The organism is Egicoccus sp. AB-alg6-2, assembly GCF_041821025.1.
GTDB lineage: Bacteria > Actinomycetota > Nitriliruptoria > Nitriliruptorales > Nitriliruptoraceae > Egicoccus.
In genome coordinates, this window is sequence record NZ_JBGUAY010000001.1 from 234851 (window position 1) to 261374 (window position 26524).

General features: G+C 72.5%; 24 protein-coding genes and 1 tRNA gene. 6 read left to right on the top strand and 19 right to left on the bottom strand.

Annotated features, from left to right (window positions below; all coding sequences use genetic code 11):
• Positions 1–13: 13 nt before the first annotated feature.
• The 6 genes from pknB to ACERMF_RS01230 all read right to left on the bottom strand — a co-directional run bounded on the left by pknB (position 14) and on the right by ACERMF_RS01230 (position 7398).
• Positions 14–1825, bottom strand: coding sequence for a Stk1 family PASTA domain-containing Ser/Thr kinase (pknB, locus tag ACERMF_RS01205; protein ID WP_373667188.1), 1812 nt, complete (start codon positions 1823–1825; stop codon positions 14–16).
• 114 nt (positions 1826–1939) lie between these two features.
• Positions 1940–3382: a peptidoglycan D,D-transpeptidase FtsI family protein gene (locus tag ACERMF_RS01210; RefSeq protein ID WP_373667189.1), complete on the bottom strand. Its 1443-nt coding sequence runs from the start codon at positions 3380–3382 to the stop codon at positions 1940–1942.
• Entirely contained in the window at positions 3379–4779 is a 1401-nt protein-coding gene (locus ACERMF_RS01215; protein WP_373667190.1) for an FtsW/RodA/SpoVE family cell cycle protein, read from the bottom strand. Before ACERMF_RS01215 ends, ACERMF_RS01210 begins: the two co-directional genes overlap by 4 nt.
• Positions 4776–6149, bottom strand: a complete 1374-nt coding sequence (locus ACERMF_RS01220; protein WP_373667191.1) for a Stp1/IreP family PP2C-type Ser/Thr phosphatase — start codon at positions 6147–6149, stop codon at positions 4776–4778. Before ACERMF_RS01220 ends, ACERMF_RS01215 begins: the two co-directional genes overlap by 4 nt.
• Positions 6146–6613, bottom strand: a complete 468-nt coding sequence (locus ACERMF_RS01225; protein ID WP_373667192.1) for an FHA domain-containing protein — start codon at positions 6611–6613, stop codon at positions 6146–6148. The genes ACERMF_RS01220 and ACERMF_RS01225 overlap by 4 nt, the downstream gene beginning before the upstream one ends.
• Positions 6610–7398, bottom strand: a complete 789-nt coding sequence (locus ACERMF_RS01230) for an FhaA domain-containing protein (protein ID WP_373667193.1) — start codon at positions 7396–7398, stop codon at positions 6610–6612. The genes ACERMF_RS01225 and ACERMF_RS01230 overlap by 4 nt, the downstream gene beginning before the upstream one ends.
• Positions 7399–7649: 251 nt before the next feature.
• Here ACERMF_RS01230 and ACERMF_RS01235 point away from each other — a divergent pair.
• Both ACERMF_RS01235 and ACERMF_RS01240 read left to right on the top strand, forming a co-directional pair.
• Positions 7650–7733: transfer RNA gene (locus ACERMF_RS01235), tRNA-Leu, on the top strand.
• 191 nt (positions 7734–7924) lie between these two features.
• On the top strand, positions 7925–8956 hold the full coding sequence (locus ACERMF_RS01240) for an SDR family NAD(P)-dependent oxidoreductase (RefSeq protein WP_373667194.1): 1032 nt from the start codon (positions 7925–7927) through the stop codon (positions 8954–8956).
• 173 nt (positions 8957–9129) lie between these two features.
• Here the strand turns inward: ACERMF_RS01240 and ACERMF_RS01245 are convergent, their stop codons facing one another.
• From ACERMF_RS01245 to ACERMF_RS01255, 3 genes are all read right to left on the bottom strand, one after another.
• Positions 9130–10401 carry a ScyD/ScyE family protein gene (locus ACERMF_RS01245; RefSeq protein WP_373667195.1) on the bottom strand — a complete coding sequence of 424 codons (1272 nt, stop codon included), beginning with the start codon at positions 10399–10401 and terminating at the stop codon, positions 9130–9132.
• A gap of 434 nt (positions 10402–10835) precedes the next feature.
• Positions 10836–11375: a hypothetical protein gene (locus ACERMF_RS01250; RefSeq protein WP_373667196.1), complete on the bottom strand. Its 540-nt coding sequence runs from the start codon at positions 11373–11375 to the stop codon at positions 10836–10838.
• A gap of 149 nt (positions 11376–11524) precedes the next feature.
• Positions 11525–12292 carry an enoyl-CoA hydratase gene (locus ACERMF_RS01255; RefSeq protein ID WP_373667197.1) on the bottom strand — a complete coding sequence of 256 codons (768 nt, stop codon included), beginning with the start codon at positions 12290–12292 and terminating at the stop codon, positions 11525–11527.
• Positions 12293–12353: 61 nt separating this feature from the next.
• On the opposite strand from ACERMF_RS01255, the gene ACERMF_RS01260 reads away from it, so the two are divergent.
• Both ACERMF_RS01260 and ACERMF_RS01265 read left to right on the top strand, forming a co-directional pair.
• Complete coding sequence (locus ACERMF_RS01260; protein ID WP_373667198.1) at positions 12354–12743, top strand: CrcB family protein; 390 nt, start codon at positions 12354–12356, stop codon at positions 12741–12743.
• A complete protein-coding gene (locus ACERMF_RS01265) occupies positions 12740–13117 on the top strand; it encodes a CrcB family protein (RefSeq protein WP_373667200.1) in 378 nt (125 codons plus the stop codon). The genes ACERMF_RS01260 and ACERMF_RS01265 overlap by 4 nt, the downstream gene beginning before the upstream one ends.
• A 7-nt stretch (positions 13118–13124) precedes the next feature.
• Here the strand turns inward: ACERMF_RS01265 and ACERMF_RS01270 are convergent, their stop codons facing one another.
• Positions 13125–13688: a TMEM165/GDT1 family protein gene (locus ACERMF_RS01270; RefSeq protein ID WP_373667201.1), complete on the bottom strand. Its 564-nt coding sequence runs from the start codon at positions 13686–13688 to the stop codon at positions 13125–13127.
• Positions 13689–13741: 53 nt separating this feature from the next.
• Positions 13742–15004: an LCP family protein gene (locus ACERMF_RS01275; protein WP_373667202.1), complete on the bottom strand. Its 1263-nt coding sequence runs from the start codon at positions 15002–15004 to the stop codon at positions 13742–13744.
• Positions 15005–15218: 214 nt separating this feature from the next.
• Between ACERMF_RS01275 and ACERMF_RS01280 the strand changes: the two genes are divergently transcribed.
• Both ACERMF_RS01280 and ACERMF_RS01285 read left to right on the top strand, forming a co-directional pair.
• On the top strand, positions 15219–17162 hold the full coding sequence (locus ACERMF_RS01280) for a cation:proton antiporter (protein WP_373667204.1): 1944 nt from the start codon (positions 15219–15221) through the stop codon (positions 17160–17162).
• Between the two features lie 126 nt (positions 17163–17288).
• The gene (locus ACERMF_RS01285) at positions 17289–19247 is read left to right on the top strand and encodes a cation:proton antiporter (RefSeq protein WP_373667206.1); all 1959 of its coding nucleotides are present in this window, start codon (positions 17289–17291) and stop codon (positions 19245–19247) included.
• A gap of 59 nt (positions 19248–19306) precedes the next feature.
• On the opposite strand, the gene ACERMF_RS01290 is transcribed toward ACERMF_RS01285, so the two are convergent.
• The 8 genes from ACERMF_RS01290 to ACERMF_RS01325 form a co-directional block, all read right to left on the bottom strand.
• Positions 19307–20008, bottom strand: a complete 702-nt coding sequence (locus tag ACERMF_RS01290) for a hypothetical protein (protein WP_373667207.1) — start codon at positions 20006–20008, stop codon at positions 19307–19309.
• A gap of 58 nt (positions 20009–20066) precedes the next feature.
• Positions 20067–21008, bottom strand: a complete 942-nt coding sequence (locus tag ACERMF_RS01295; protein WP_373667208.1) for a hypothetical protein — start codon at positions 21006–21008, stop codon at positions 20067–20069.
• A 31-nt stretch (positions 21009–21039) separates the two neighbouring features.
• A complete protein-coding gene (locus ACERMF_RS01300; RefSeq protein WP_373667209.1) occupies positions 21040–21678 on the bottom strand; it encodes an RNA polymerase sigma factor in 639 nt (212 codons plus the stop codon).
• A 4-nt stretch (positions 21679–21682) separates the two neighbouring features.
• A complete protein-coding gene (locus ACERMF_RS01305) occupies positions 21683–22246 on the bottom strand; it encodes an antibiotic biosynthesis monooxygenase (protein WP_373667210.1) in 564 nt (187 codons plus the stop codon).
• On the bottom strand, positions 22243–22680 hold the full coding sequence (locus ACERMF_RS01310; RefSeq protein WP_373667211.1) for a Fur family transcriptional regulator: 438 nt from the start codon (positions 22678–22680) through the stop codon (positions 22243–22245). Before ACERMF_RS01310 ends, ACERMF_RS01305 begins: the two co-directional genes overlap by 4 nt.
• A gap of 76 nt (positions 22681–22756) precedes the next feature.
• Positions 22757–23278: a L,D-transpeptidase gene (locus tag ACERMF_RS01315; protein WP_373667212.1), complete on the bottom strand. Its 522-nt coding sequence runs from the start codon at positions 23276–23278 to the stop codon at positions 22757–22759.
• A gap of 167 nt (positions 23279–23445) precedes the next feature.
• The gene (locus ACERMF_RS01320) at positions 23446–24654 is read right to left on the bottom strand and encodes a DUF1015 family protein (protein WP_373667213.1); all 1209 of its coding nucleotides are present in this window, start codon (positions 24652–24654) and stop codon (positions 23446–23448) included.
• A gap of 71 nt (positions 24655–24725) precedes the next feature.
• Positions 24726–26360 carry a DEAD/DEAH box helicase gene (locus tag ACERMF_RS01325; protein ID WP_373667214.1) on the bottom strand — a complete coding sequence of 545 codons (1635 nt, stop codon included), beginning with the start codon at positions 26358–26360 and terminating at the stop codon, positions 24726–24728.
• Positions 26361–26524: the final 164 nt, after the last annotated feature.

Genomic DNA, 26524 nt, shown 5'->3' on the forward strand with positions numbered 1-26524 from the left:
GCGTCGTCCCGCGTCAGTCGCCGTCTTCGGGTGGGTCCTCGGTGGGGGACGGCTCCGGCTCGGTGGGCGAGGGTGACGGCTCGGTGGGCGAGGGCGAAGGTTCCGTCGGGGTCGGCTCCGGTTCCTCGGTCGGCTCCGGCTCCGGTTCCTCGGTCGGTTCCGGCTCGATCTCCTCGGGCCCGCGGCTGACGACGATGGTGATGATGTCGCCGCGCGGCCGACGCGTCCCGGCCGGCGGGTCCTGCCGGATCACGAAGCCTTCGGACACCACGTCGTCGAACTCGCGCAGGATGTTGACCTCGAACCCCTGCTCCTCGAGCCGGAACTGGGCCTCGGACTCGCTGTACTGCGTGACCGGCCGGACCACGACCTCCTCGCGGCCGGTGCTCACGACGTAGTCGATGCGGCTGCCGAGCGGCACCTCGGCGCCCGCCTCCGGGTCGGTCGAGATGATGCGTCCGGCCTCGACGTCGTCGCTCGGCTGGGGGGTGCCACTGCCGACCGCGAGCCCGGCCTCGCGCCAGGCGCGGAACGCCTCCTCCTCGGTGCGTCCCTCGACGTCGGGAACCGTCACCAGTTCCTCGCTGACCGAGACGACCAGGTCGACCTCGGAGCCCTCGGGGGCCATGGTGTCCGCGGACGGGGACTGGCGCAGGACACGTCCCGCCTCGCCGTCGGAGACCTCCTCGGTCACCTCGCCGCGCACGAACCCCTGCCGGGTGAGGATCTCCTCGGCCGCCTCGAGGGTCTGGTCGACCACGTCGGGGACCGCGACGCGGCGGGTGTCGTCGTCGAACATCCCCGCCAGCGCATAGGCGCCCCCGATCAGGGCCAGGATCACGAGCACCGCCAGCACGCCGTACAGGGCGCCCTTCTTGCGGCGTTCCTGCTCGTGGGAGGGCAGCGGGCGGGCCACCGCGGTCGGTGCGAGCAGGGCCGTCTCGTTCGGGGTCAGAACGGCCGGGGCCGCGACCGGGTTGCCGACCCGGGCGTTGAGCAGGTCTTCGCGCATCGCCCCGGCGTCCTGGTACCGGTTGGCCGGGTTCTTGGCCAGGGCGCGCATGGTGATGGCCTCGGCGGCCGGCGACACCGACGGCTCGAGTTCGCGTGGCGGGCGGGGCGGCTCCTGGACGTGCTGGTAGGCCACCGTGACGGCAGAGTCGCCGCGGAAGGGCTGCCGACCCGTCAGGGCCTCGTAGAGGACCACCCCGAGCGAGTACAGGTCGGAGCGCTCGTCGACCTCCAGCCCCTGCGCCTGCTCGGGCGCGAGGTAGGCGGCCGTGCCGAGCACGGCCGCCGTCCGCGTCACGTTCTCGTTTCCGACGGCGCGGGCGATGCCGAAGTCGGTGACCTTCACGGTGCCGTCGTCGGCGAGCAGGATGTTGCCCGGCTTGACGTCGCGGTGCACCAGGCCGCGGCTGTGCGCGTACTGCAGCGCGGCACAGACGTCGGCGACGACCTCGAGCGACCGGTCCTCGGTCAGGCCGCCGGCGTCGATCGCCTGCTGCAGCGAACGGCCCTCGACCAGTTCCATGACGATGAACGGCTGCAGGATGCCCGAGGCGGGGTCCACGTCCGGGGGGACCTCGGCGCCGGTGTCGTAGACCGCCACGAGATTGGGGTGGTTCAGCCGCGCGACGTGGCGGGCCTCGTCGTGGAACCGGTTGGTGAAGGCCTCGTCGTCGCGGAACCGGTCCAACAGCAGCTTGATCGCGACCTCACGATCGAGGGTGCGGTCATGGGCGGCCCAGACCTCGGCCATGCCCCCACGCCCGAGCGGGCGGCGCAGTTCGTAGCGGTCGACGAGCACGCGACCTTGGGACACCGTTGGCTCCGTGCCGGGGAAAGACGTCGGAAGCGACGAGAACGAGCGGGACGACCGCCGAGCGTAGCAATGGTGTCTGGGAGCCGATCGCTGCCGGGACCGCACCGGTCGGGGTCAGCGACCGAGGGCCGCCTGCATGACCGCGCGGGCGATCGGTGCAGCGATCTGCCCGCCCGTGGCGTCGTCGCCGGCCTCCGGCAGGACGACCGCCACGGCCACCTCGTCGTCGGCGAAGCCGACGAACCAGACGGTCGGGGCGCCACCGGTCTGCGCGGTCCCGGTCTTGCCGCCGACCGTGACCCCCTCGATCTGTGCCCGGGTGCCCGTTCCGTTCTCGACCACCTCGATCATCATGTCGCGAAGCTGGCTCGCGATGGCGCCATTGACGACCTGGCTGTCGAAGCGCCCCTCGTCCCAGGTGCGGGGGCTGGCCTCGCGGAGCAGGCGGCCGGAGGGATCACGGACCGAGCGCACCAGGTGGGGAGCGACCAGCTCGCCGCCGTTGGCCATCGAGGCCGCGACGATCGCCATCTGCATGGGCGTGGCCCGGACGTCGCGCTGCCCGATGGCGCTCTGCGCGGTCGAGGGCACGTCCATCGACTTCGGGATCGCGCTGCGTGCGACCCGCAGCTCGAAGGGTGGCTGGCGGTTGAAGCCGAACCGCTCCGCGATCTCGATCAGCTCGTCCTCGCCGAGCTCGACGCCGAGCCGGGCGAAGACGGTGTTGCATGACACCCGCATGGCGTCGGCCAGCGAAATCGTGTCCCCGTCGGCGCACAGGCCCCCGCCGAAGTTGCCGATGTCCGAACCGGTCTGGGGGACGTCGTAGGTGCCCTCGTCGGGGAAGGCCGTCTCCGGCGACAAGCCGTTCTCGAGGGCGGCCGCCGCCGTGAGCAACTTGAACGTCGAGCCGGGGGGGTAGGTCTCGGCGATGGCCCGGTTGACCAGCGGCCGTTCCGGCGCGTCGCGGAGGGGCTCCCAGGCCTCGCGGATGCCGGCCGCGTCGTGGGTGGACAGCGGCCCCGGGTCGAAGGTCGGGTTGGCGTAGCTGGCCAGCACCGCTCCCGTGCGTGGGTCGAGGGCGACGACCGCGCCAACCCGTCCCTCCAGCGCGTCCGCCGCCGCCTGTTGTGCCTCGGGGAGGATCGTGAGCTCGACGGTGTTGCCGGCCTGGTCGTCGGCGAAGAGCAGGCCCCCGAGGTTCTGCGCCAACACCTCGGTGGGTTGCCCGATCAGATCCTCGTTGAGTGCCGCCTCGAGGCCCGAGCGCCCGATGATGAACGAGTAGTACCCCGTGAGGTGGCCGTACAACGCGCCGGCCGGGTACTCGCGCAGGTACTGCAGGTCACCCTCGGTTCGGACCGAGCGGGCGATGGCTTCCTCGCCGACCACGATCGGGCCGCGCTCGATCTCGTACTCGCGGATCAGGAGGCGTCGATTGGCCGGGTGCGCCGTCAGGTCGTCGGCCTGCACGAGCGCGATGAGGTTGAGGTTGACGAACAGCACACCGAACAGCAGCAGGGTGAAGGTCGCGATGCGCCCGATCTGCTTGCTCATCCGCCCGACCTCGACCCGGCGCCCGCACGCCGTCGGGGGCCGGGACGGTCCTGGGCGCGCCCCCGCGCGGCCCCGCGGGACTCGTCGCTGATACGCAGCAGCAACGCGATGAGCACGTAGTTGCCCAGCAGGGACGAGCCGCCGTAGGACACGAACGGCAGCGTGATGCCGGTCAGCGGCACCACCCGGGTCAAGCCGCCGATGATCACGAACGTCTGCAGGGCGATGGTGACGGTCAACCCCAGCGCGAGCAGGGTGCCGAACTCGTCGCGGGCGGTCAGCGAGATCTTGTAGCCGCGGACGACCAGGAGCAGGAACGCGACGAGGACCGCGGTCGCGCCGAGAAGTCCGAGCTCCTCGCCGATCACCACGAAGATGGCGTCGGTGGCGCTGAAGGGCACGTCCTGCGGGCGTCCACCGCCGAGCCCCGCACCGGTCAGCCCGCCGGTGCCCAGGGCGAACAGGCTCTGCGCGAGCTGGTAGCCGGCATCGGTGACCTGCGACCACGGATCGAGCCAGATCGACACGCGGACCCGGACGTGCGGGAACAGCGCGTAGGCGATCCGGCCGCCGATCGCGAAGGCGACCAGCCCGAGCAGGGGGTAGGCGGCCCGGCCCGTCGCCACGTACAGGACGGCGAGGAAGGCGCCGAACAGCAGCAGGGCCGAGCCGAGGTCGCGCAGGCCGGCCATGACGACCAGCGCCATGCCCGTCGCCAGCAGCACGGGAGCGAGGTGGCGCGGCGGCGGGATCAGCAGCGGCCCGAGCCGCTGGCTCGCCACGGAGAGCAGCGCCCGCTTGCGTTCGAGGTAGCCGGCGAGGAAGGCGACCATCGTCAGCTTGGCGAGTTCGCCGGGCTGGAACCGCATACCCAGCACGTCGATCCACAGCTGCGCGCCGTTGATCGTGCCGGCGGTGAGGCCCGGCACGAGCGGCAGGACCAGCAGGACCAGCGTCAGCAGCCCGAAGGTGTACTGGTAGCGCGACAGGGTGCGGACCGCCCGCACGAGCACCAGGATGGCGCACATCGCCGCCACCGACACCGCCGTCCACAGGGTCTGGGTCGTGGCGAGGTCGCTGCCGGCGGCGAGGTCGACCCGGCGGACGAAGACCAGGCCGAGCCCGTTGAGCAGGAACGCCAGCGGGAGCAGGGTCGGGTCCGCGTCGGGCGCGGTCGCACGGACCACGACGTGGGCGACGATCGCGATGACGGTCAGCGCCACGCCGGTGATGATCGCGCTGGGCGGCAACTCCGGGCTCTGCGACCAGCCGAGCAGCACGCTGGCCGCCACGGTGATGACCACGGCGAAGGCCAGCAGCCGCGCCTCGGTCGAGCGCAGCTTGTTGCCCGAGCGGCGGGCATCACCGCGACCGGCGGTTCCGGTCGCGGCGCTCACGGCTGCTCGGCCGCGTCGTCGCCGGACCCTCCGGCGTCCCCGTCGGTCGAGGAGTCGGGCTCGCCGTCCGTCGCCTCGCCCGTCCCGCCGTCCGTCGCCTCGTCGGACGGGGCGTCACGTCGCGGCGCGCCGGCGACGATGCGCCGCGCGACGTTGCGGTCGGGGGCGTGGATGCCGTCCTCGAGCGCCGGCTGGTACCACGCCGGCACGTCGTCGAGCGTCAGGTCCGTGCGCTCGACGATCCTGGCCAGGTTCCACGTCCCGATCGAGACGTCGACGCCCTGGTAGATCACGACCTGCTCGTCGTCGAGACCGACGAAGTACTGCTGCGACAGCAGGAACCGGCCGCCGACGAACACGATCCCGGCCAGCACGGCCAGCCCGAGCAACACGCCGAGGACGCGTCCGACCCAGCCACGCGAGCTGCGGTCGTCGCCGCCGTCGTAGACCCGCGACCCGGCGCGTCCGAGTGCGCCGTAGTTGCCCAGCCGACCAGCCCAGTCGCCCGAGCCCGCGTCCTGCCGCGTGCTGATCGTGACGGGAGCGCCGCCATCGCGACGCTCCCCCGAGCCGGTCGCGCCGGACGCGGCCAACCCCGTGGCCGCGGCGGCACCGCCGCGTTTGGAAGGCGGCGGCTCGTCCGGGGCGTCGGGGTCGCAGCGCAGGATCACGACCGTGATGTTGTCCGGCCCGCCGCGCGCGTTGGCGGCCTCGATGAGCCGTTCGATCACGGTGTCGGCGTCGTCGCCGTTGCGCAGCTCCTCGGCGATGTGGTCGTCGTCGAGGACGCCGGTCAGGCCGTCCGAGCACAGCAGCACCTGGTCGCCGGGCTCGATGTCGATGGTCATCGAATCGACCTCGACCTCGTGGGAGACGCCGATGGCGCGGGTGATGATGGACCGCTGCGGGTGCTTCGCGGCCTCTTCCCGGGTGATCTGGCCCTCGTCGATCAGGTGCTGGACGAGGGTGTGGTCGTCGGTGAGCTGGCTGAACTTGTCGCCGCGGAGCAGGTAGGCCCGCGAGTCGCCGACATGCGCGACGTGCAGGCGCCTGCCCTCGATCATGGCGGCGGTCAGCGTGGTGCCCATGCCGCGGTAGCGGGGCTCGTCGTCCGCCATGCGCGAGACCGTGTCGTTGGCCTCGATGACGGCGTCGCGGAGGGCCCCGTCGGCGTCGTCGGTGTCGGCGAAGACCTTGCCGTCGAGCGCCTCGATCGGTTCGAGCGCCTTGGCCGAGGCGATCTCGCCCGCGAGGTGGCCGCCCATGCCGTCGGCGACCGCGAACACGCTCTCGGCGACGAGGTAGGAGTCCTCGTTGCCCTGGCGGACGCGGCCGACATGGGTGCCGCCCGAGGCGATCATGCGCTTCATCGGCGCACCTCGATGCGGGTCTTGCCGAGCCGGACCTGGTCGCCGTCGGCGAGCGGGGTCGGCCGGGTCACCTTCGCCCCGTTGAGGTAGGTGCCGTTGGTCGAGCCGAGGTCGCGCAGCGACCAGCCGCCGTCGTCGGGCAGGATCTGGGCATGCTCGTCGGAGACGTAGACGTCATCGACGACCACGTCGACGCCGGGCGAGCGACCCAGTGTCACGCCATGCCCTCCGAGCCCATGTCTGCGCGTACCGCCCTCGGGTGCGTGGACGACGATCTCGCGGGGAACCCGGCGAGACTTCCGCGAAGAGGGTGCCGGGGCGGCCGACTTCGGGCGCGCAGCGGGCGGCGACGTGCGACGGGGGCCGTACAGGTCGATGACGACCGCTCGCAGCGTCCTGGCGAGGAACAGGTACAGCAACAGCAGCAGCCCGAACTTGAGCACCGTCAGGAGGGCAACCGTCACGCCGGCCCCTCCACGAGCTCGACCACGGCGTCGCCGAGCTCGACGCGGTCGCCGACCGCGACGGGCTGCTCGGCCGCCTGCACCCCGTTCACGCTGGTGCCGTTGGTCGAGTTGAGGTCGACGACCCACCACGTTTCGCCACGCCGCACCAGCGCGGCGTGCTCCCTCGAGACCGTCGTGTCGTCGAGGGTGACGCTGCAGTTCGTCATGCGACCCAGGGTCAGGCGTTGACCGGTGAGCGGGAACGTGGCGCCCTTGTTGGGTCCGTTGGCCAGTCGCAGGTGCAGCGTCGCGCGCGGTACCGGCGGGACCACCTGGGTCTGGTCGAGCCCGGCCGGGGCGTTCGCGGACGGTGGACGCGTCGCCGGTGCGCGGGAACCGCCGCGCAGGCGGGCGCCCGACGGCGCCGAAGGATCGACCACCTCGACCCGACCGGCGAGGTCGTACATCCCGAACCGGACGTCGTCGTCGACCTCGATGCGCACCTTCACCGGGCCGCGCAGCGACCAGCCACGGTCGGCGCTGGTGCGCACGACCACCTCGGCCAGCTCACGCGGCAGCGAGGCACCGAAGGAACTCAGGCGGTCGTGGTCGCGTTCGCTGACGTGGATGCGGTAGACGTTTGGCACCACGACGCCGTCGGCCGTGACGTGCTGGTTGTCCTCGGCGTAGCGCTGTAGCGCCTTGGCCAACTCGACGGGCTGCAGGCCGGAGCGGAATGCGCGCGCGAAGAAGCCCTCGACGGCGCCCTCGAGGCGTCGCTCGAAGTCCTGTAACACGCCCATTGCTGTCCGACTCGGCTGTAGACCCTTGGTTCCGCGCGGTGTCGCGAGGCCCCGGTGGTGCGGTTACCCGGCCGAGATCGGCACCTACGCCCGCTTGCAGAGTTCGCGCGGAGCCTAGCTGAGCGCTACAGGGATTCACTTGTCCGAACGTCGCACGGCACTTCTCGTCCCATCGCATGCAGGTCGGCGGGTGCCCCGGCCGCGACGTTGCCGTCGTCGTCGGGCGGGTGGTACCGTCCGCGACTCCACCTGGGCGGGTGGCGGAATTGGCAGACGCGCACGGTTCAGGTCCGTGTGTCCGAAAGGACATGGGGGTTCAAGTCCCCCCTCGCCCACCCACCGACCGCGCCACGCGGTCCACCAACGGGAGACGCTGTCGGCGTCTCCCGTTCGCGTTGACAGCGGCCCTCCTGGGACCGCTCGGCGGTCGCGAGCTCGACGCCTCGAGCGGTTGACGAACCGGCGCGGGCGAGCGCACAGTCGACGCGAGGGGGTGGGCGGGCCCCCGGAGCTCGTGAGGTGGACCATGCGCATACTGGTCACCGGTGCGACCGGCTTCGTCGGGGCGCACACCGCGGCCGCACTCACCCGAGACGGACACCAGGTCCGTGCGCTCGTCCGCTCCCCGGAGCGGCTGCCTACGGCTCTCGGTCCCCTGGGGGTGACAGGGATCGAGCACCTGACCGGCGACTGCCGTGACCCGGTGGCCGTCGATGCGGCGCTCGAGGGCTGCGACGCGGTGGTGAGCGTCGCCACCGTGTTCACCTGGGCGGCGCGGGAGCAGCGGCACCTGGTCGAGACCAACCGCGCCCTGGCCGAGGTGGTGCTGACGCGGGCGGTCGAGCGCGGTCTCGATCCGGTGGTGCACGTCTCCAGCTACGTGGCGCTCGATCTGCGCCACGGGCCGATCGGCGAGCAGAGCCCCGTTGCCTCGTCGAAGGTGGGGTACAGCGCTTCGAAGGCGGCACAGGAGATGATCGCGCGCCGGTTGCAGGACGACGGAGCGCCGGTCGTCATCGTCTATCCGGGCGCGGTGCTCGGTCCCCATGATCCGTACCTGGGCGAGAGCAACGCGCTTGCGCTCTCGCTGGTGCAACCCCGGCGGCCGCAGGTGCTGCCCGGGACGCTGCCGTGCGTCGACGTCCGCGACGTGGCCGCCATCCATGCTGCGGTGCTCGAGCCTGGTGGTGGACCCCGACGGTTCATGGCCACCGGGCACGATCTCGACCTGGACCAGCTCGCGCGCGGGCTCGCCGAAGCGGCAGGGCTTCCGATCAGGCCGGTCCACGTTCCGCGCTGGGCGTTCCGCGCCGTGGGCAGGGGGATGGATCTCGTGGCGGCGCTCACGCCGCTCGCCCCGTCCGGGAGCTCGCACGCCGTCGAGGTGGTGCTCGGGCACGCAGGCGTCGCATCGAATCGGGCTGCGGTGGAGCTCGGCGTCGGCTACCGGCGGCTCGAGGAGACCCTGGGTGACACGGTCGCCTGGCTTCGCGAGGCGGGCCATCTCACACGGACGCCGGACAGGGCTCATCGACTGGTGAGGGCCCGAACGTCGTGACCCCCGGGCCGCGGCGGAGCGGTGAGGGGAACCGGTCGCGGGGAGGCCATGTCGCGGCTTCGGCTCGAGGTCGCGTCGCAGGCGCATACGTGCGGGATCGGCGCGACGAAGAGCTGCTGGCGTGACACGGCCGGCCGGCGAGGACGCCGGCCGGCCGCGTGTCCGGACCTGCTTCAGCGATGGACCACGACGATCACCCCGTCGGGTGCCTCCATGCCGCCCATCGCGGCGTAGAGGCGTTCGTGCTTGCCGTGACCGGCGATCTCGAGTGCGCTGACGGTGGTGTCAGCCTCGTAGAAGACGCTGACGGTGCCGTTGCGGATCTTGCTGATCCGGCCTGTCATGGCCTCGAAGTCGGTCGCCAGCTCCGCGACGTAGATCGTGCCGTCGCGGCTGATCGCGAGATCGACGGCCATCGTGAAGCCGGTCGCGACCTGGGTCACCTCGCCCGTCTTGCGGTGGACGCGGAACACCGAACCGCTTCCCGGCAGCTCCGGGCCGCCCGGCAACGAGCTCACGTAGTAGTGACCGTCGGGACCCACCTCGACATCGGTCGGCACCGGCTCACCCCAGTAGGTCGCGCCGACGGCACACGCCGGCAGACCGAACTCCGCCGCGAGCTCCTCGGTGACCAGGTTCGGCACCGGCGGCAGCACGGCCACCGTCGAGATGGTCCCGTTCCGGTGGACCCGCAGGATGGCGTTCGCCGCGGCGTCGGCCACCAACCAGCCGCCGCGGTCCGTGGTGACGGCGTACGGGTTGGATTCGAGGATGCCCGTGTAGACCGGCGGGATGAACTCCGGCAGCTGCGCGGCGCAGGCCTCGTCGAGGTCGCGGAAGCCATAGGTGTTGATCTGGTCAGGGTTGTTCTGCTGTTCGTAGAGCCACAGGTCCGCCAGCGTCTCCTGCTGGCCGTTGGGCCGCAGACGTTCGAGCGTCGCCTCGATGTCGGGCAGCTCCTCGCCCGGTTCGCCCGGGGTCTCGAGTTCGGGCTCCTCCACCGGCTCGGGGAAACGTGTGACCGTGAACACGACCTCCTTCCTGCCGTGGACCGCGACGCCGCCGCCGACGGGACCCTCGAACAGGGTGCGGACCTCGCCTCCCCGGGTCAGCTGCGTGAGCCGGCCGGCGAAGACCTCCGCGACCGTAATGGAACCGTCCTTGCTCACGGCGAAGCCGAGCGGTCCGAGCAGCCCGTCGAGCAGCGGGTCGCTGAGGTGCACGCCCTTGTGGTGCTTGGCGTCCTTGCCGTGCTTGTCCTTGCCGTGCTTGTCCTTGCCGTGTTCGTCCTCGTGGTCGCGGTCCCCGTCGACCTCGTCGGGCGCGACCTCCTTGACCTTGTCATCGGCCCCGTTGTGCGCGGCTGCCGGCGCCAGGCCGAAGCCGGACAGCGACAGGATCAGCGTTCCCGCCGCCGCGACACGCCATCTGTTGCGTCGTGCCATGCGTCTTCCCCCCAGTCGTGCGTGCGCGTGGGCACGCTCCCGCGACCCCACGCCGTGGGGCCGTCCCGTCCGCCGGCATCACCAGCGGCCGACCCGACGCGTTCTCTCGTCACTCCCGTGAGGCGATGACGGTCCCTGAGGATGGTCAAGCGCCGCCGTCGGGCCGTGCCGACGAGACTGCGCCCCGGCGTCGCGCTGGTCAACCGTCCGTAACCGACCGTGGCTGGACCGGACGGCCGCCACCACGTCCGGTGGTCGGCCGAGCGAGGTGCGGCCAGCCGCTCACCCGGACCGCACGAATCCGGCGAAATGGACACCAGAAGCGAAGGGCCGCCGCTTCGAGGCATGGTGAAGGGCCGGTGGTTTCCCACCGGCCCTTCACGCGACCCACCTCTGGGAGTCGTGGCGCCTGCTCAGGTCAGGCGTGGCTTGGGTCAGAAGGCGACGGCGTCGCGGCGGAGCTTGAGGACGACCAGGCCCAGACCGATCAGGACGGTGCCGACCGCGAGGGCGAAGGCGGAGAAGGCGTAGGAGAGGATCCCCAGGCCGAGCACGGTGGTCAGTGCGGTGGCGTTGATCCAGCTCATGCGGGCGGCGTTTTCGACCATGACCGGTTCGCCGGCGTCGTCGAGGACGACGTCACCGTTTTCGTCGAGCTGGGGGATCATGCGTTCCATCTCGGCGTAGCGCAGCCCTTCGGTGCGGTCGAGCTGGTGGTGGGTGATGATGTCGGACTGGGCCCACATCGACAGCGGTCCGCGGACGGGGACCTCGGCGAACACGGCGTCGTCTGGGGTGGTGATGTTCTCCACGGCGGCGGTGCGGTAGGTGTAGACCGCGCCGCCGATGCCGCCGATGGCGGAGAAGGCACCGACGATGATGGCGGCGATGGCGACGAGGGTGAACAGCCGGCTGGGGCGCAGTTGGAGTTCGACGGCGGGGGTGGTGACCGGGCGGGTCTGGGTGGCGCTCATGGTGGATCTCTTTTCTGGGTGGGCACCGTAGGTGGGTGGTGCCGTTGAAAAGAGTGTCGTCGTGTCGGCGGGTGGGGTCGCCGGGCACAAGACCCGTTTCGGCTGCCGCAGGTCCCCAACCTGCCGGGACCTTCGGACCGTGCCGGACGTCACAGTTGGCGGCGCCCGCGTTCGATGACCGCGGCGCGGCGTGCCTCGACCGCGTCGGTGTCCACCGCGAGGGCGCGTCCGCGGCGACGCTCCCGTTCCAGCGCGTCTGCCAGCGGCACGCCGGACAGCTCACGATAGGTCTGCAGCAGTTCGGCGGTCACGACCGGGTCGGTCTCGGCGATGGCGTCGCCGACCGCCATGGCCGTCCGGAGCAGTTCGTCGTGCTCGACCACGGCATTGACCAGGCCCATCGCACGCGCCTCGTCCGCAGCGACGAAGCGGCCGGTCAGGCTCATCCCCATCGCGTCGCGCAGCCCGACGTAGCGCGGCAGCAGCACCGACAGGCCTCCCGAGGGATGGATACCGACCCGCGTGTGGGTGTCGGCGAAGCGCGCCCGCTCGGACGCGATGGCGAGGTCGCAGCACAGCACCAGCTCGAGGCCGCCCGTCACGGCGGCCCCGTTGACGGCCGCGATCGTCGGCGTGCGCAGTTCCTGCAGCGTCTTCCACGGGTCGGCGTCGAGGTGCTCGACCTCCTCGAGCACGAGGTCACCCGCGCCGACCGCCTCGAGGTCGAGCCCGGCGCAGAAGGCGGGGTCCACGCCGGTCAGCACGACCGCCCGGACCCGGTCGTCCTCGTCCGCCGCGCGCAGCTGCGCCACCAGGTCCTGCATCGTGGCGAGGTCGAGCGCATTCCGGCGCTCGGAGGCGTCCAGCGTCAGGAGGACGACCCCGTTGTTCGCGGGGGCGGTGGTGAGGCGGGACATGGCTGGCTCGCTGGTCGGAGGCGACATGGGATCGACCCGGGGAAGACTAAGGTCGGCGCTCGTGTCCCGAGTCACCGCCGCCGATCTCCGGACCGTTCGTGATGTCGCGATCGGTGGTGCCCTGGGAGCCCTGTTGCGCTCCGTGCTGGTTCTGCTGGCCGTCGCGGCGACCCGCGGCGAGCTGCTGGTCGTAATCGGGCTCAACGTCGTCGGCGCCTACCTGCTGGCACGGTTGCTGTCGGGGGCGGAGCGCGACGACCGGTGGAGGCGGCACGCGGCGTTGCTCGGCACCGGGCTGCTGGGCGCACTCACGACGTTCTCCGGGCTGGTGCTCCCGCTGGCGTTCCTCGCCGCGGACGGGGACCCCGCGGCGGCCGTCGCCTGGGGCTTCGGCAACCTCGGCCTCGGACTGGCTGCCGCAGCTGTGGGGCTCCGGGGCACGCCGTCGTGAGCGGCGCCGGGTTCGCGCTGGTCGCGGTCGGAATCGCCGTTGCGGGGGCCGCCGGTGCCGTGGTACGCCATCTCGTGCTCACCGTCGGATCCCGTCATGGGACCGGGGGACGGGCCGGTGCCACGGCGGCGTGCAACCTCGGCGGCGCTCTGCTGCTGGCCGCCGTGGTGGTGAGCGACGGCCCTCCGGTGGCGGTGGTGGTGATCGGCTTCGGCTTCTGTGGCGCGTTGACGACGTTCTCCACCTGGACGGTCGACGCGGTGCTCGCCTGGCGCAGCGGCCGACGCTCACGGGTCGCGGTCGCCCTCGTCGATCTCGTGGGTCAACTCACGGTCGGGATCGGCCTGGTCCACCTCGTGCTGCGGCTGGTGTGACGCCTGGTCAGCGCAGCGCCTCCACCAGCAGCACGACGGCCATGACGCCGAAGAGGATCGCCGACGTGTGCCGGACCGTGACCGGTGACAGGCGCTTCCAGAGGGCGCGTCCCAACACGACGGCGAGCACGCCGGCCAACGTCATGCCCAGCGTGGCCCCGATCCACACCCCCACCGCGGACGTGGTCGCCGCCAACGCCAGCGCCGCGACCATCGTCTTGTCGCCGAGTTCGGCCAGCGAGATCCCGGCGACGACCGCGACGAATCCTCCCTGCCCGCCGGCGGCCCGCTCGGCGTCGTCCTCCTGCGGGTCCTCGCGCCAGGTACGGACCGCGAACACCGCGAACAGCGCCGACGCGGCCAGCAGCAACGGGCGCGTGGGCAGGGTGGTCCCGAGCACCGAACCGACGACGACTGACACGCCCATCGTCAGGGCCGAGGCCGTGGCCACCGCGCCGATCAGCAGCGACGTGCGGTAGCGCGACGCCAACGAGAGGGCGAGCAGCTGCGACTTGTCCCCGAGCTCGGCGACAAACACGGTCAGGAACGCCACGAGCACGGCGTTTGGCATCGTCGGGTTCCCTGCAGCGGTGTGTCGGGCGGTCCCGACGTCCGCGCGGGAACCTATCGACAGGTCTCGCTGCGGTCGATGGGGGCGCGCGGGCCGTCCGGGGACTGGCCGACGGGTCCGCCCTGCCGCCGACCGGAGGCCGCCGCGACGTCCTCCTCGGCCGCCTCGATGTCGGGATGCTGCGCCTCGGACTCCTGGTCGGCGTCGCGGCTCCCGCCCCGCTGTTCCGCGGGGTCGTCGCCGGTGATGAGCCAGCGCAGCAACTCGCGCGCACGGGCGTCGTCGACGATGACGTAGGCGGCCTCATTGATGTACTCGATCGAGCCGGTCAGGACGCGGCCGTCGATACCGCCCTGCAGCGTGGCGCGGTGCTCACGGACCAGTTGTTGGATGCGGTTCAGCGTCAGCGAGTCGTCGAGCTCGACCGCCCGGGCCACCGCCTCGGCGACGCGGTAGGTGCGTGCCGGGTCGTCGAGCACGCCGACGCTCGCCAACTCGTTGCGCAGTTCGCTGACGAAGCGCTGCTGTCGCCCCATCCGGCCGAAGTCGTTGTCGATGTGTCTCGCCCGCACGAACGCCAGCGAGTCGGCACCGTCGAGGCGGACACAGCCCGCTTCGAGGTCGAGGTTGGCGTTGTCGTCCTGCAGCGGTTCGTCGAGGTACATCGACACGCCGCCGAGCGCGTCGACGATGTCGACGAAGCCACGGAAGTCGACCTTCACCACGTGGTCGATGCGGACGCCGAGCCAGTCGCGCAGCGTCTGCACCACGCACGTCGCGCCGCCGCGACCGTTGCCTTCACCGATCGTGTACGCCGCGTTGACGCGTCCACTGGTGCCGTCACAACGCGTCATCAGCGTGTCGCGCGGGATGCTCAGCATCCGCACCTCGCCGTCGTCGGGGTCGAGCCGGACCAGCGAGATGACCTCGGTCCGTTCACCCTCGGCGTAGCCGGTGCCGAGCTCGACCCGCTCCTCGGGGGTCAGGACCTCGCGCGAGTCCGATCCGAGGACCAGCACCGTCAACGCATGCGGGTCGAGCTCGACCTCCTGGGTCGTGCCCCCGCTGCCGTCGCCGTCCCCGTGCCCGTTGTCGTCGTCGCCTTCGTCGGTGCCGCCGCCCGTGCCCGTCGGCGGTGCCGTGCCCAGACCGTCCACGTCGACCCGGTCGATCGAGGCGTTGAGCGACGAGATCGCCACGGCGGCGACCACCGCGAGGAGTGCGACGACACCACCGATGGCGAAGGCCACCTGGCGGCCGCGCCCGGTCGCAGGCTGACGCCCGTCCCAGGGCGCCCCGCGAATCGTGTCGGTCACCACAGTCCTCGTGTCGCTCGGCCGGCCCCGCGCAGCCGTCGATGCACAGGATGGTCCATCCTGCCCCGTCGTTGGGTGCCGTCGCCGGGGTCGTATGGCCGGCGGCCGGGCCGGAAGGGACCTTCGACCGGCGCATGACCGGCCATGCGTTGGGGGACCGTTCGTCCCCTGGGTTCAGCTAGCGTCCCTCGCCCGCCGACCCGGTCTGTCGCCTGTGCTTCCCGATCTGTTCCCGCTGACCGACGCCGGCTCGGTGTTCGCGGTTCTGCTCCTGCTGGTGCTGGCCGGCCCGATCCTGGTGCGCCCGCTGCGGCTGCCCGACCTCGTCGGTCTCATCGGCCTGGGCATGATCGTCGGCCCCAACGTACTCGGCATCGTGTCGGGGCAGGTCCTGATCCATGCGCTCGGGTTCGTCGGCCTGCTGTACCTGATGTTCCAGGGTGGCCTCGACCTCGACCTGGCCGGCTTCGCCAGGCGGCGGCGGGAGTCGGTCATCTTCGGCGCCGCGACCTTCGTCGTCCCCATGGTGGCCACCACCGCGGCCGCCGTCGCCCTGGGGCTGCCGTTCCTGGCGGCCGTGATCGTCGGCTCGGCGCTGACCAGCCACACCCCGCTGTCGTATCCGACGATCGCCCGCTACGACCTCGCGCGCAATCCCGCCGTGACGGCGAGCCTGGGGGCGACCCTGCTGGCGACGGTCGGGGCCCTGCTCGTGCTCGCCGTCGCGTCCGCCGGTGCGGCCGGGAGCGGGGGCTTCGGGTACTGGCTGCTGTTCACCATCGGGTTGGCCGGCTACCTCGTCGTCATGCTGATGGGCGTGCCGCGCTTCACGCGCTGGTTCTTCCGCGGCCTCGGCCAGGACCGGGAGGTCCGGCTGACCTACCTGCTGTCGGGCATGGTGCTCGCGGCGATCCTGGCCGGCGCCATCGGCATCGAACCGATCGTCGGCGCCTTCCTCGCCGGCCTGGCGTTCAACCGCTTCGTCCCCGACGGGACGGTCATCGCCGACCGGGTGTCGTTCCTCGGGCGATCGCTGTTCATCCCCGCCTTCCTCGTCAGCACCGGGATGATGCTCGACCCCGTCGCGCTGGTGACCGATCCCACCACGATCACGCTGGGCGCGGCGCTCGTCGCCGCCGAGGTCGCCTCGAAGTGGCTGGCGTCGTCGCTGTCCGGTCGCCTGTTCGGGTTCTCCGCCTCCGAACGGGGGCTGATGTTCTCGCTCAGCGTCGGGCAGGCAGCCGGCGCACTGGCCGCGGTGGTGGTGGGCCAGGACCTCGGACTGCTCGGCCCGGACGAGGTCAACGCGATCATCCTCGTCATCATGGTCACCGCGCTGCTGGCCGGCGTGAGCGCGGACCGCCATGCCCCCAACGTCGAACCGCCCGGCAACGAGGGACGTTCCCTCGGCAACCGGGTCCTCGTCCCCGTCTCCAACCCCAACACCGTCGAATCGCTGGTCCGGGTCGCCGGCCAGGTCGCGGGTCCCGACTCCGGTGCCGTGGTCGCGCTCAACGTGCTGCCCTTCGAGGCGACCCCCGAGCAGGTCCGCGCGCACCGCAGCCTGGCCTCGAGGGCCGAGCGTGCGGCCCTGGCCACCGGCGCCGAGGTACGCACCAGTGTCCGCATCGACGCCTCCATCGAGAGCGGCGTCCTGCACAGCGTCGTCGAACAGGAGGGCACCTGCCTCGTCATGGGGTGGGAGGGCCAGTCCCGGCGCAGTGGGCTGTTCGGCACGGTGATCGACCGCTGCGTCGCCATCTCTCCGGTCCCCGTGCTCGTCTGCCGGCCGGGGATCGACGAGGCCACCAAGCGGGTCGTGCTCGTGATCACCTCCGACGAGTTGGCCATCGGCACCGACCGTGGCCTGAGCCTGGCGGCCGACGTCGTGAACCGCCTGACGCGCCAGGCCGAGGTCCCGGTCCTCGTGGTGACCGACCTGTCCCGCGACGAGCTGATGCACCGTCTCGATGGCGCGTTCACCCCCGACGAGGTGATGACCGAACCGGCGGTCCTTCGGGCGTTGGCCAGCCGTGTCGGGGAGGGTGACGTGGTGCTCGCCATCACCCCCCAGGCCAGTAGTCGGCTCGGCCGGGGCGCGCACCGGGTCGCGCAGGCGGCGCGGGGCAGGACCGTGGTGGTCGCCGTCCCGAAGTGACCCTTCCGCGGTGCCAGGCGCGCGGAGGAACGATGCGGCTCGACCCGCCGTCGGTATCGTTTCCGCCGGCCGCGCCAGGGTGAGGCCGTAGCCGACCGCCATCCCTGCGTCCCACCCGAGGTCGAGGTGTCGTTCGTCCTGCCGCAACTGCCGCTCGAGCGACCCGGTCTGCTCTTCGCGGTCCTGACCGCAGCGATCCTGCTCGCCCCGATCCTCGCGCGCCGACTCCGGCTGCCCGAGGTCGTGGCCGTCGTCGTGGTCGGTTTCGCGATCGGCCCGACCGGACTGGGGCTGGTCGAGCGCGCCGGCGTGGTGGAGGTGCTCGGCAACGTCGGCCTGCTGTACCTGATGTTCGTCGCCGGACTCGAGCTCGACCTCGACGACTTCATCGAGCACCGGCGCGACTCGATCGGCTTCGGGATCCTGACGTTCCTGGTTCCCATGGCGTTGGGCACCGTGTCCTCGCTCGCCCTCGGCTACGACCTGCTGGCCTCGGTGCTGCTGGCGTCGTGCTGGGCCTCGCACACGTTGGTGACCTACCCCGCCTACCAGCGTGTCGGCACGATCGGCAACCGGGCCGTGGCGACGTCGGTCGGCGCGACCATCATCACCGACACGGCGGCGCTGCTCGTGCTGGCCGTGGTCGCCAGGGCGCACCAGGGCGCGCTCACCCCGGTGTTCTGGCTCACCCTGCTGCCGTCGATGGCGGTCGTCACCGCCGGCGTGGTCTACGGACTGCCTCGGCTCGCCCGGCGGTTCTTCAGCGGACGCGGCCAGGATCGCTCTCTGCGATTCCTGTTCGTGATGGTGGCGCTGTTCGTGGTGGCGTCCCTTGCCGAGATCATCGGCATCGAGGCGATCGTCGGCGCCTTCCTGGCCGGGTTGGCGCTCAACCGCAGCGTTCCCAACGGTGGCGCGCTCATGGAGCGCATCGACTTCCTCGGCGCGACCCTGTTCGTGCCGCTGTTCCTGCTCGCAACGGGCATGCTCGTCGACATCGAGGTCCTGCTGGAGCCGCGCACGCTGCTGGTCGGCGGCGTCTTCACGGCGGTGGCGTTGGTGGCGAAGTTCGGCGCCGCGTGGGCGGCCGGGAAGCTGCTGCGCTACACCGGCGCAGAGATCGGCGCGATGTTCTCGTTGTCGGCCGCCCAGGCGGCCGCCACCCTGGCCGCGATCGTGGTCGGGCTCAACGTCGGACTGATCGACGAGAGCACCGTCAATGCGGTCATGATGGTGATCCTGGTGACCTGCGTCGTCGCACCGGCGGTGGCGACCAGGTACGCGCCTCGCCTGCCGCGGCCCCAGCCCGTGCGCGACCTCGGCGAGGTGGTGGTGGTGCCCCTGGCGAACCCCGCGACGGCGCCACGGCTCATGCGGGTTGCCTCGGCGTTCGCGCGGGCCGACGGCGGCCTGGTGGTCCCGCTCATGGTGGTCCCCTCGGAGATCGACCGGGAGACGTTGCAGCAGGTCCGCGCCCTCGACGAAGAGGTGCTCCAGGTGGCCCAGTCGGCGGGCGCCGAGGCACGCAGCGTGCTGCGCATCGACGTCTCGACCGACGCCGGGATCGCGCACACCCTGGTCGAGCAGCAGGCCTCGTTGCTGGTCATGGGCTGGAAGGGCGGGACCGACCGGCACGGGGCCCGCTTCGGCGGCGTGATCGACCGGGTGCTGACCCGCGCGTTCGTACCCATGCTGCTGATCCGTGACGGCGACGTGCCGATCCGCCGCGTGCTGGTCGTCATCGACGAGAGCGTGACCGCGCCGGCCGGCAGGCCCGCGACGGAGCTGGCCCTCGCCGCCGCCCGGGTGCTCGCGCGCGAGGCAGGCGGCGTCCCCGTCGAGGTCATCGGCGCCCAGGACGACGTGGTCGACCGGCGCGTCGAGGAGCGGCTCGAGGTCGAGACCGCACACGACGAGCGGCGCCGATCGATCGTCGTCCGGGACCACGCGCAGGCGAGCGACCTCATCGTGGTGCCCACCGTCGCCGACGAGCGCAACCTCACGGCGGTGGCGGACCGGATCGCGCGCGCCGCCCCCGAGGGCGCCTCACTGATCATCGCGGTGGACAACTCGACCGCGGGCTGACGACGCGGCCCCCGCCGCGCGATGCGGCGGGGGCGGACGTCAGGCCGGTGGGGATGCGGTCAGCCGCGCCCGCGGCCGGCAGCCGCCTCGGGGCGCACCGACGCATCCGCGTCCTCGGCGTCGGCCTCGTCGGCGTCGTCGGACTCGTCGGTCTCGGGCCGGCGGTCCTGCGCGGCGGCGCGCTTCTCCTGCGCCGCCTGCCGGTTCTGCTCGGCGCGCTCCTGCCCAGCCGCTGCGGGCTCCGTGGGCGCGGCCGGACGCTCGGTCGTTGCCGGGTCCTGCGGTTCCCGCTCGGCACGGGCCTCGGCGGAGCGACCCCGCTGCTCGGAACGCCCCTCGCTGGCGGCGGCGGCGACGGCCCGGCCGAACTCACGGCTGCCGGGCTCGACCTCGCCGCTCTCCTTCACGGCGTGGACGGCGGCGGAACGGCCGCGGTCGCCCTCCTCGTCGCCGTCCTCGAGGTCGCCGTCCTCGAGGTCGCCGTCGTCCAGGTCGCCGTCCTCGACGCTTTCGGCGTCGAACCCGGACGACTCGTCGGTCTCGTCCGCGGCGGTCGTCTGCTCGACGGGCCCGGCGAGGTCGTCCGCGTCCTCACCTTCGTCCTGCTGCCCGGACGCGATCCGTTCGAGGGGATCGGTGGGGGGCGCCGGCTCGAGGCGGTCGGCGGCGACGACGCCGCCGGCGACGGTCAGGCCGCCGATTGCGGCGCTGGCGACGATCTTGTTGGCCAGGACGGCCAGCAGGGACTCAACGAAACTCACCGGTGATCTCACTCGCTCAGCGTGACCGGTCGGTCACGGACGGACACCTTCGACCTCGTCATCGTCCTTCGGCAGCATCCGGGGGCGTCACATCGTCGCCCCGCGCGCTTCCCGCACGGGTGGTCATGAACCGACGGTTTCCTTCTGGCGCGGGTGCAGACGACACCTGCCCGCCCTGGTTGCCGTCGGCCGGCGGGCTTGCGTCCGCGCGACCGGCTGCCTCGGGGCGATCACCGGCGTCGAATGCCGGACCCCGACCCGCGCTCCCGCTGGCATCCGGAGCGCCGCTGCCGCTGGCGTCTGGACCCGCGCCCGGCGGTACGGGCGGAGCTGCGGGGCGTCGGTCGGGCGCGGGTGTGGGCGGTCGCTCGGGCCGGGACTCGGAGGTGCCCTCGGGTCGAGGCCGGTTCGTCTGTGCGCTGCGGCCGGCATCGTGTGGGTCGGCGGCCGGGGGACGGTCGCCGGGCCGGGTCCGGGAGCCCGCGGGTAGGTCCGCCTGGCCCGACGGGACCTCGGCCGGTGGTCCGCTCGGGCCATCGGCGGCGCGCGACGGGGATCGTGCGGGACCGGACGCCGGGTCGTGCTCGACCGTTGCGCGGTCGTTTCCAGCGCCCTCCGGCGGGTCGACGTCGGTGCGTTCCGTCGCGCGACCCGGCGCCGTGGGTGCCGGCCCGGGTGGCACCTCGGCGGTCGGGCGCGGCAGCAGGATGCCGACCCTGGCGGCCGCATCGGCCGCCACCTGCTGAACCGGGGCCGGCAGCAGGCCTCCCAGGGCGAGCGCGAACACCGCGACGGCCGCCGCGACCCCGGCGATCCCGGATCGGCGCAGGATGCCGACGGGGCCCAGCGGCAGCTCGGCCACGATCGCACGGCGATGGCGGCGGGCGGTCATCTCGTCGGGGGGCGCCTGCAACCGGTCGGCGATCGTGCACAGGACGACCTCGACCCGCGGATCGTCCTGCGGGCCGGTGAGTTCGTCGAGCGGGTCGTGGTCGGTCATGGGCGGCGCAACACCTTCGTCCTCGGGCGGGTCATCGTCGGCCGCCTCCGAGTGGGGGCGGGGTGGGTTCGTCCGCCACGTCGGCGTCCGCGTGGCGCTCGCCGACGGCCAACCGTTCGCGCAGACGCGCCAGGCCGCGCTTGGCGAGTCCCTTGACCGCCTCGGGGTGGCGGTCGGTCACCGCTGCGATCTCACCGGTCCGCAGCCCGACGACCAGCCGCAGCACGAGCACCTCACGCTGGTCGTCGGAGAGGTGACCGAGCAGGTCCAACACGTGCTCCAGCGACAACCGCGCCAGTGCGTCCTCGTCGAAGCCGCCCAGCGCGGCCTCCAGCTCCTGCGGTGCACTCAGCTGCAACAGCCGCCGGCCGGCGCGTCGACGGACGTCGATCAGCCGCCGTCTGGCGATCGTGAAGACCCAGGCCCGGAACTGCTCCTCGGCGCTCCCCGTGAAACGTGGCAACGAACGGACCACCTCGAGGAAGACCTCGCCGACCAGGTCCTCGGGGTCTGGCGCGCCCTGGGCGCGGGCATAGCCCAGCAGGCGGGGCGCGAGGTCGCGGTAGATCGCGTCCCAGGCCGACTGCCGGCCGCGCCGGGCGGCCCGCAGGGTGTGGTCGAAGTCACGGATCGGGACGGCGGATCCTCTCGCGTGGTTGCCCTGCTCCATCGGCTCACCGGCCGACGGGGTAGAGCCACCGGTAGGCGGCGCGGGTGACGGCTGGCATGACCGCCCACGTCATCAGCGCCACCAGGACCGGGGTCACCACGACCGTCTGCAGCCAGGCCGGCCAGCCGCGGGTCACCGGGCCGAGCGCGACCGACGACAGCAGGAGCAACGGCACCAGGCCCAGCGTCGTCAGCAACGCCTGCTTCCATCGCGGTGGCGGCCCGGCAGGGGTGGGGCGGTCGGCGAGCGTGAACCAGGTCTCGAGCCCGCTCTGTTCCTCCCACGCCCCGGTGTCGATGGTGAGGTCGTCCAGCCGTTCGATCCAGCGCGCGCGCAGGTCGGACCGCTTCCACCGCATCATCGCCTCGCGATCGCGGAACCGCAGCACCAGCACCCACTCCGGCCCGCTGTGGGCCGTGCCCGGAGGCAGCACGGTGACCCCCTCGGCGCCGTCGAACTGGGCCAGGATCAACCCGACGTCGTGGACCCAGGTCTCGTACGCGGCCTCGCGGCCGGCCCGGACGAGTCGGCTGATGACCACGGTGACGGGATCCGTGTCCGTGGTCACGACCGGCTCGTCGCGTCCCGCTGGCAGGTGGCGCAGCGCCCGTTGACGACCAGCTCCACCTGCTCGACCGCGAAGCCGTGCCCGTCGGCGAGGTGCCGTCGGATCTCGGCGACCAGGGTTCCGACGTGGTGGTCGACGTCACCGCAGACCCGGCAGACGAGGTGGAAGTGCTCGTCGGGGTGTGCGAGCTCCCAGCGGCCGGCGTCGCGGTCGCCCAGCCGGGTGACGCGCGCCAGCCCGAGCTCCTCGAAGAGCGCCAGCGTCCGGTACAGCGAGGCGGTGTCCACCTCGTCGCCGCCGGCCGCGATGCTGGCGGCGAGCTCGTCCGCGGTGCGGTGGCCGTGACCGGCCCGCAACGCGCGCCACACGGCCCGCCGGGGCTGGGTCACCCGGTGGCCGTGGTCACGCAGCGTGCGATCGAGTTCGGCATCCATACGCGGCAGGGTAGGTCCGGACGCCGCGGCACGAGCGCCCGGGGGTGGAGCGGGCAGCGGATCAGGGCGGAGGCGTTCAACGGAGCACGACGACCTTGGTACCCACGGGCGCGAAGTCGTACAGCGTCCTGGCGGCGTCGTCTGCCTGGCGGATGCACCCCGCCGACAACGGTGTCCCGAGCTGCTTCGTCGTCTGGATCGGCTGGCCGGCCCGGTCACGCGGGATCGAGTGAAACCCGACCCAGGCGCGGCCGGCGTGGTGGAAGCGCACCATGTGCTTCATGGTGACCTTGCCGTCGAGCGAGCGGGTCGTGACCGACCTCGAGCGGACCTGGTAGGTCCCGGCGGGCGGCAGGGTGTTGCCCTTGTGCCCCGACACCAGGTAGCTGCGGGCGACGGTGTTGTCGGCGCGGACCAGCCAGACCCGCTGCTGCGGCGCGGAGTAGACGACGCGCTTGCCGGTCCCGGACTTCGCCGGCGCGACGACGGTGGCGGCTTCGGCGGGTGTCGCCGTCGCGGCCTGCAGCACGCCCAGCAGCAGCGTGCAGGCGAACAGGACGGTCAGCAGCCGGCGCGGAAGGGAGGAGGTGGTGGTCATCTCGGTCTCACACGGACGTGCGGGCAGGGGTACATCGGCTTCGACGCCGACCGGCCCGGTGACGTTGCGTGCGAGCCGACCGCCCGCGTGCCCGCGCACACCGCGGCATCCCGGTGCAACCTGGCGCGGTGCCGATGCGTCGGTAGCCGCCGCGCCGCGGCCGCGGGTCAGCGGGAGACGACCAGCAGGCCGCTGCGCAGCTTCGGCAGGACATAGGTGGTCTTGGGCGGCATGACCTCGCCCGCCTCGGCGACCGCGAGGACGTCCTCGAGCGCCGGCGGGGCGAGCGCCACGCCGACCACGTCCGGCGCAGCCAGCGACGCCAGTCCCTGCGGCGCCGGTACGGCGACGACCCGCGGGTCGTTCGCGGGATCGGTGTCGGTTCCGGGGTCCTCGGCCGCCGCCAGCAGCGGGGCGAGGACCTCGCGTTCGGCGCGCCGCGCGTCGAGCGACTCCACCGGCCCCGCCCCCGTGCGCCGCTCACGCAGGTCGACCGCCCACCACGTGCCGCCGATCGCGAGGTGGACGATTCCCGGCACCGCCGGCGGCGAGGCCCCGTCCAGCGGTTGGAGCAGCAGCCCTCGGTCCCGCAGTCGCTGCAGCAACGCTTCGGCGGGCACGGGCGTGCCCAGGCCGTGGATGCGACGGTGGAACGGCAGGATGCGGAGGTGGTCACCGGGCAGGATGGCGGACAGCACGCGGCCGGTCCCGGGCCGGTGCGCGGCGACCGCGGCGGCGCGATGGTGTCCGTCGGCGACGAAGAGGCGGCCGGCGGCCGCGACGGCGGCGCGCAGTTCGGCCTGCAGGTCGGCGTCGTCGACGAGCCAGAGCGCGAGGTCGGTCCCCGCCTCGTCGCGGTAGGCCACGTCCGGCGGACGTGCCGTCGCGGCCGCGGTCGCCGCGGGCACCGCGGGATGCGGGCGATGGGTCAGGGCGACCGGACTGGAGGCGATCCCGACCACCTCGAGGTAGCGCACCAGGTTCGCCACCCGGGCGGGGCGGACCCGTTCGTGTGGCAGCACCCGGTCCTCTCCGGTCGCCGTGAAGGCGCCCACCTCGAGGTCGCCCACGATCGCGGTGGCACGGTCGGCGCCGGTCCCGATGGCGACCACGGCGAGCGCCGGGTCCGCGATGGGGCGGAAGTGGCCGTCACCGAGCAGCCGGTCGAGGTTGCGGCGGCAGGCCCGCAGGGTGTGTTCGAGGTCGGCCTCCACCTCGGGACCCGAGGGCGGCAGCACGTTGAGGAAGCTGCGCGGGTCGGCGGCCGCCATGGCCGTGCGCTGGGCCGGCGTCAGCGCGTCGTAGGGCGGGGCGACCACCGCGTGCGCGCCACCGCCGGCCACGACGTGGCCGACGAAGGGCAACAGCTCTGCCACACCCCACTCCCGACTCGTCGCGTGGGCACGCTACCCGCGCCGACGCGGGCGCTCGGTGGCGACGCGGTCCGTCATGCCCGGTCGATCCACGTGTCGGCGGCGCGCAGGCGGCGCTCGAGGTCACGGACGGTCGCTTCGGTGATGGACCGAACGCCGGACTCGCGGTTGAGGCGGCCGTTGATGACCTCTGGCGCCAGGCCGGTGAGGTGGGTCAGCATCCGGACCCGGTCCGTGTTCGCCTGTCGCAGTTCACGCTTGCGTTGGGTCCGGCTGACGGTCAGGGTCGTGCCCGGCGCGCCTTCGGCACCACCTCCGGCGCGGGGTGGCGGCGGGGCCAGTTCGATCTCGAGCGAGAAGTCCTCGAGCGCCGGGTCGTGGACCAGGTCCTCGGGATGGTGGTCGTCGAAGATCGAGGACGGGTCGTGGTCGACGACGGCCGTGGCGGAGATGGCGGCGAACAACGACAGCTGGTCCTCGCCCTCGGGAGGCAGCTGGTCGAGCAGGTCCACCGGGTCCTGGTCGCCCTCCTCCTCGCGTCGCTTGAGGCTGTGGGTCCGCTGCTCGGCGATCTGGGTCGCGAACGTGCGCAGTCGGAAGTCGTCGGGGATGAACATGAACGCCTTCTGACGGCGCAGCGACCCCGACCAGCGCACGAGGCGCCCCACCGCCTGTCGGAAGAACAGCTCGGTGACCGTGTTGGTGGCGTAGACGCCGACCCGCAGTCGTGGGACGTCGACGCCCTCGGAGACCATCCGCACCGCGACGATCCAGGGGTCGCGACCGGCCGCGAAGTCGGCGATCTTCTCGCTGGCCAGCGGGTCGTCGGAGGTGGCGACGACGGCGTCGACCCCGTGGCCCGCCTTCAGCAGCTTCTGGATCGACCGCGCGTGCTCGACGTCCATCGCGATGACGAGACCACCGGCGTCGGGCTGCGACTCACGCAGGCGCAGCAGTTGGGTGTGCGCCTGTTCGAGGACGGTGGGCAGCCACTCGCCGTCGGGCGACAGCGCCGTACGCAGCCGCTGCGAGGACAGGGTGCGGTCGAGGTGGTCGTCGAAGGTGGCCGACACGATCGCGCCTTCGGGCGTGGACCACTCCATCTGCCCGTTGATGCGTGGGAAGAACACCGGCCGGACGACGCCGCCGTCCTTGAGGGCCTCGCCGTAGCCGTAGACGTAGTCGGCGACGGCCTCCTCGAAGTCGTAGGCCACGAACGGGATCGGGTTCTGGTCGCTGCGGAACGGCGTGCCGGACAGCGACAGGCGGTGCGCGGCCAACTCGAACGCCTGGAACACCCCGTCGCCCCAGGCCCGTTCCGTGCCGGCGTGGTGGACCTCGTCGAGGACGACGAAGGCGTCGTCGGACGGTCCGCGCAGGGCGCGGGGCTGGGCCGCCACCTGCTGGTAGGTGACGACGACGCCGTGCATGTCGTGCGGAAACGCCTCGGCGGAGGCCCATTCGGGCTCGAGGTGCAGCCCGAAGTTCGCGGCTGCGTTCGACCACTGGTGTTTCAGGTGCTGGGTCGGCGCCACGACGACGAGACGACGATGGGGGTGACGCCCGAGGTCGCGCACGGCAGCGGTGAGCGCGAACGTCGTCTTCCCGGCGCCCGGCGTGGCGACGGCGAGGAAGTCGCGCCTCGCGGTGGTCTCGAACCGGTCCAGCGCCTCTTTCTGCCACCGGCGTAGACGCAGGGATCGACGCACGAGGCAACCTTCACAGGGGTGGTGACGTGGAACTGCGGCCGGTGCGGGGGCCGGCGCGGCAGCGCCCGAGCCCGGCGGGGCGGCGGGCGATGATGCCATGCGGCTGCGACGACGACGAACGACCCGGCACCATTGCACGCCGGCTTGACGATCCTCGCATGCTG

Bases quoted from the DNA above. Each gene is read 5' to 3' on its own strand.
- ACERMF_RS01240 (WP_373667194.1), top strand. From the start codon at position 7,925: ATGCGCATACTGGTCACCGGTGCGACCGGCTTCGTCGGGGCGCACACC.
- ACERMF_RS01230 (WP_373667193.1), bottom strand. From the start codon at position 7,398: ATGGGCGTGTTACAGGACTTCGAGCGACGCCTCGAGGGCGCCGTCGAG.
- ACERMF_RS01270 (WP_373667201.1), bottom strand. From the start codon at position 13,688: ATGCCAAACGCCGTGCTCGTGGCGTTCCTGACCGTGTTTGTCGCCGAG.
- ACERMF_RS01310 (WP_373667211.1), bottom strand. From the start codon at position 22,680: ATGGATGCCGAACTCGATCGCACGCTGCGTGACCACGGCCACCGGGTG.
- ACERMF_RS01210 (WP_373667189.1), bottom strand. From the start codon at position 3,382: ATGAGCAAGCAGATCGGGCGCATCGCGACCTTCACCCTGCTGCTGTTC.
- ACERMF_RS01300 (WP_373667209.1), bottom strand. From the start codon at position 21,678: ATGGAGCAGGGCAACCACGCGAGAGGATCCGCCGTCCCGATCCGTGAC.
- ACERMF_RS01295 (WP_373667208.1), bottom strand. From the start codon at position 21,008: ATGACCGACCACGACCCGCTCGACGAACTCACCGGCCCGCAGGACGAT.
- ACERMF_RS01315 (WP_373667212.1), bottom strand. From the start codon at position 23,278: ATGACCACCACCTCCTCCCTTCCGCGCCGGCTGCTGACCGTCCTGTTC.
- ACERMF_RS01245 (WP_373667195.1), bottom strand. From the start codon at position 10,401: ATGGCACGACGCAACAGATGGCGTGTCGCGGCGGCGGGAACGCTGATC.
- ACERMF_RS01255 (WP_373667197.1), bottom strand. From the start codon at position 12,292: ATGTCCCGCCTCACCACCGCCCCCGCGAACAACGGGGTCGTCCTCCTG.
- ACERMF_RS01250 (WP_373667196.1), bottom strand. From the start codon at position 11,375: ATGAGCGCCACCCAGACCCGCCCGGTCACCACCCCCGCCGTCGAACTC.
- ACERMF_RS01220 (WP_373667191.1), bottom strand. From the start codon at position 6,149: ATGAAGCGCATGATCGCCTCGGGCGGCACCCATGTCGGCCGCGTCCGC.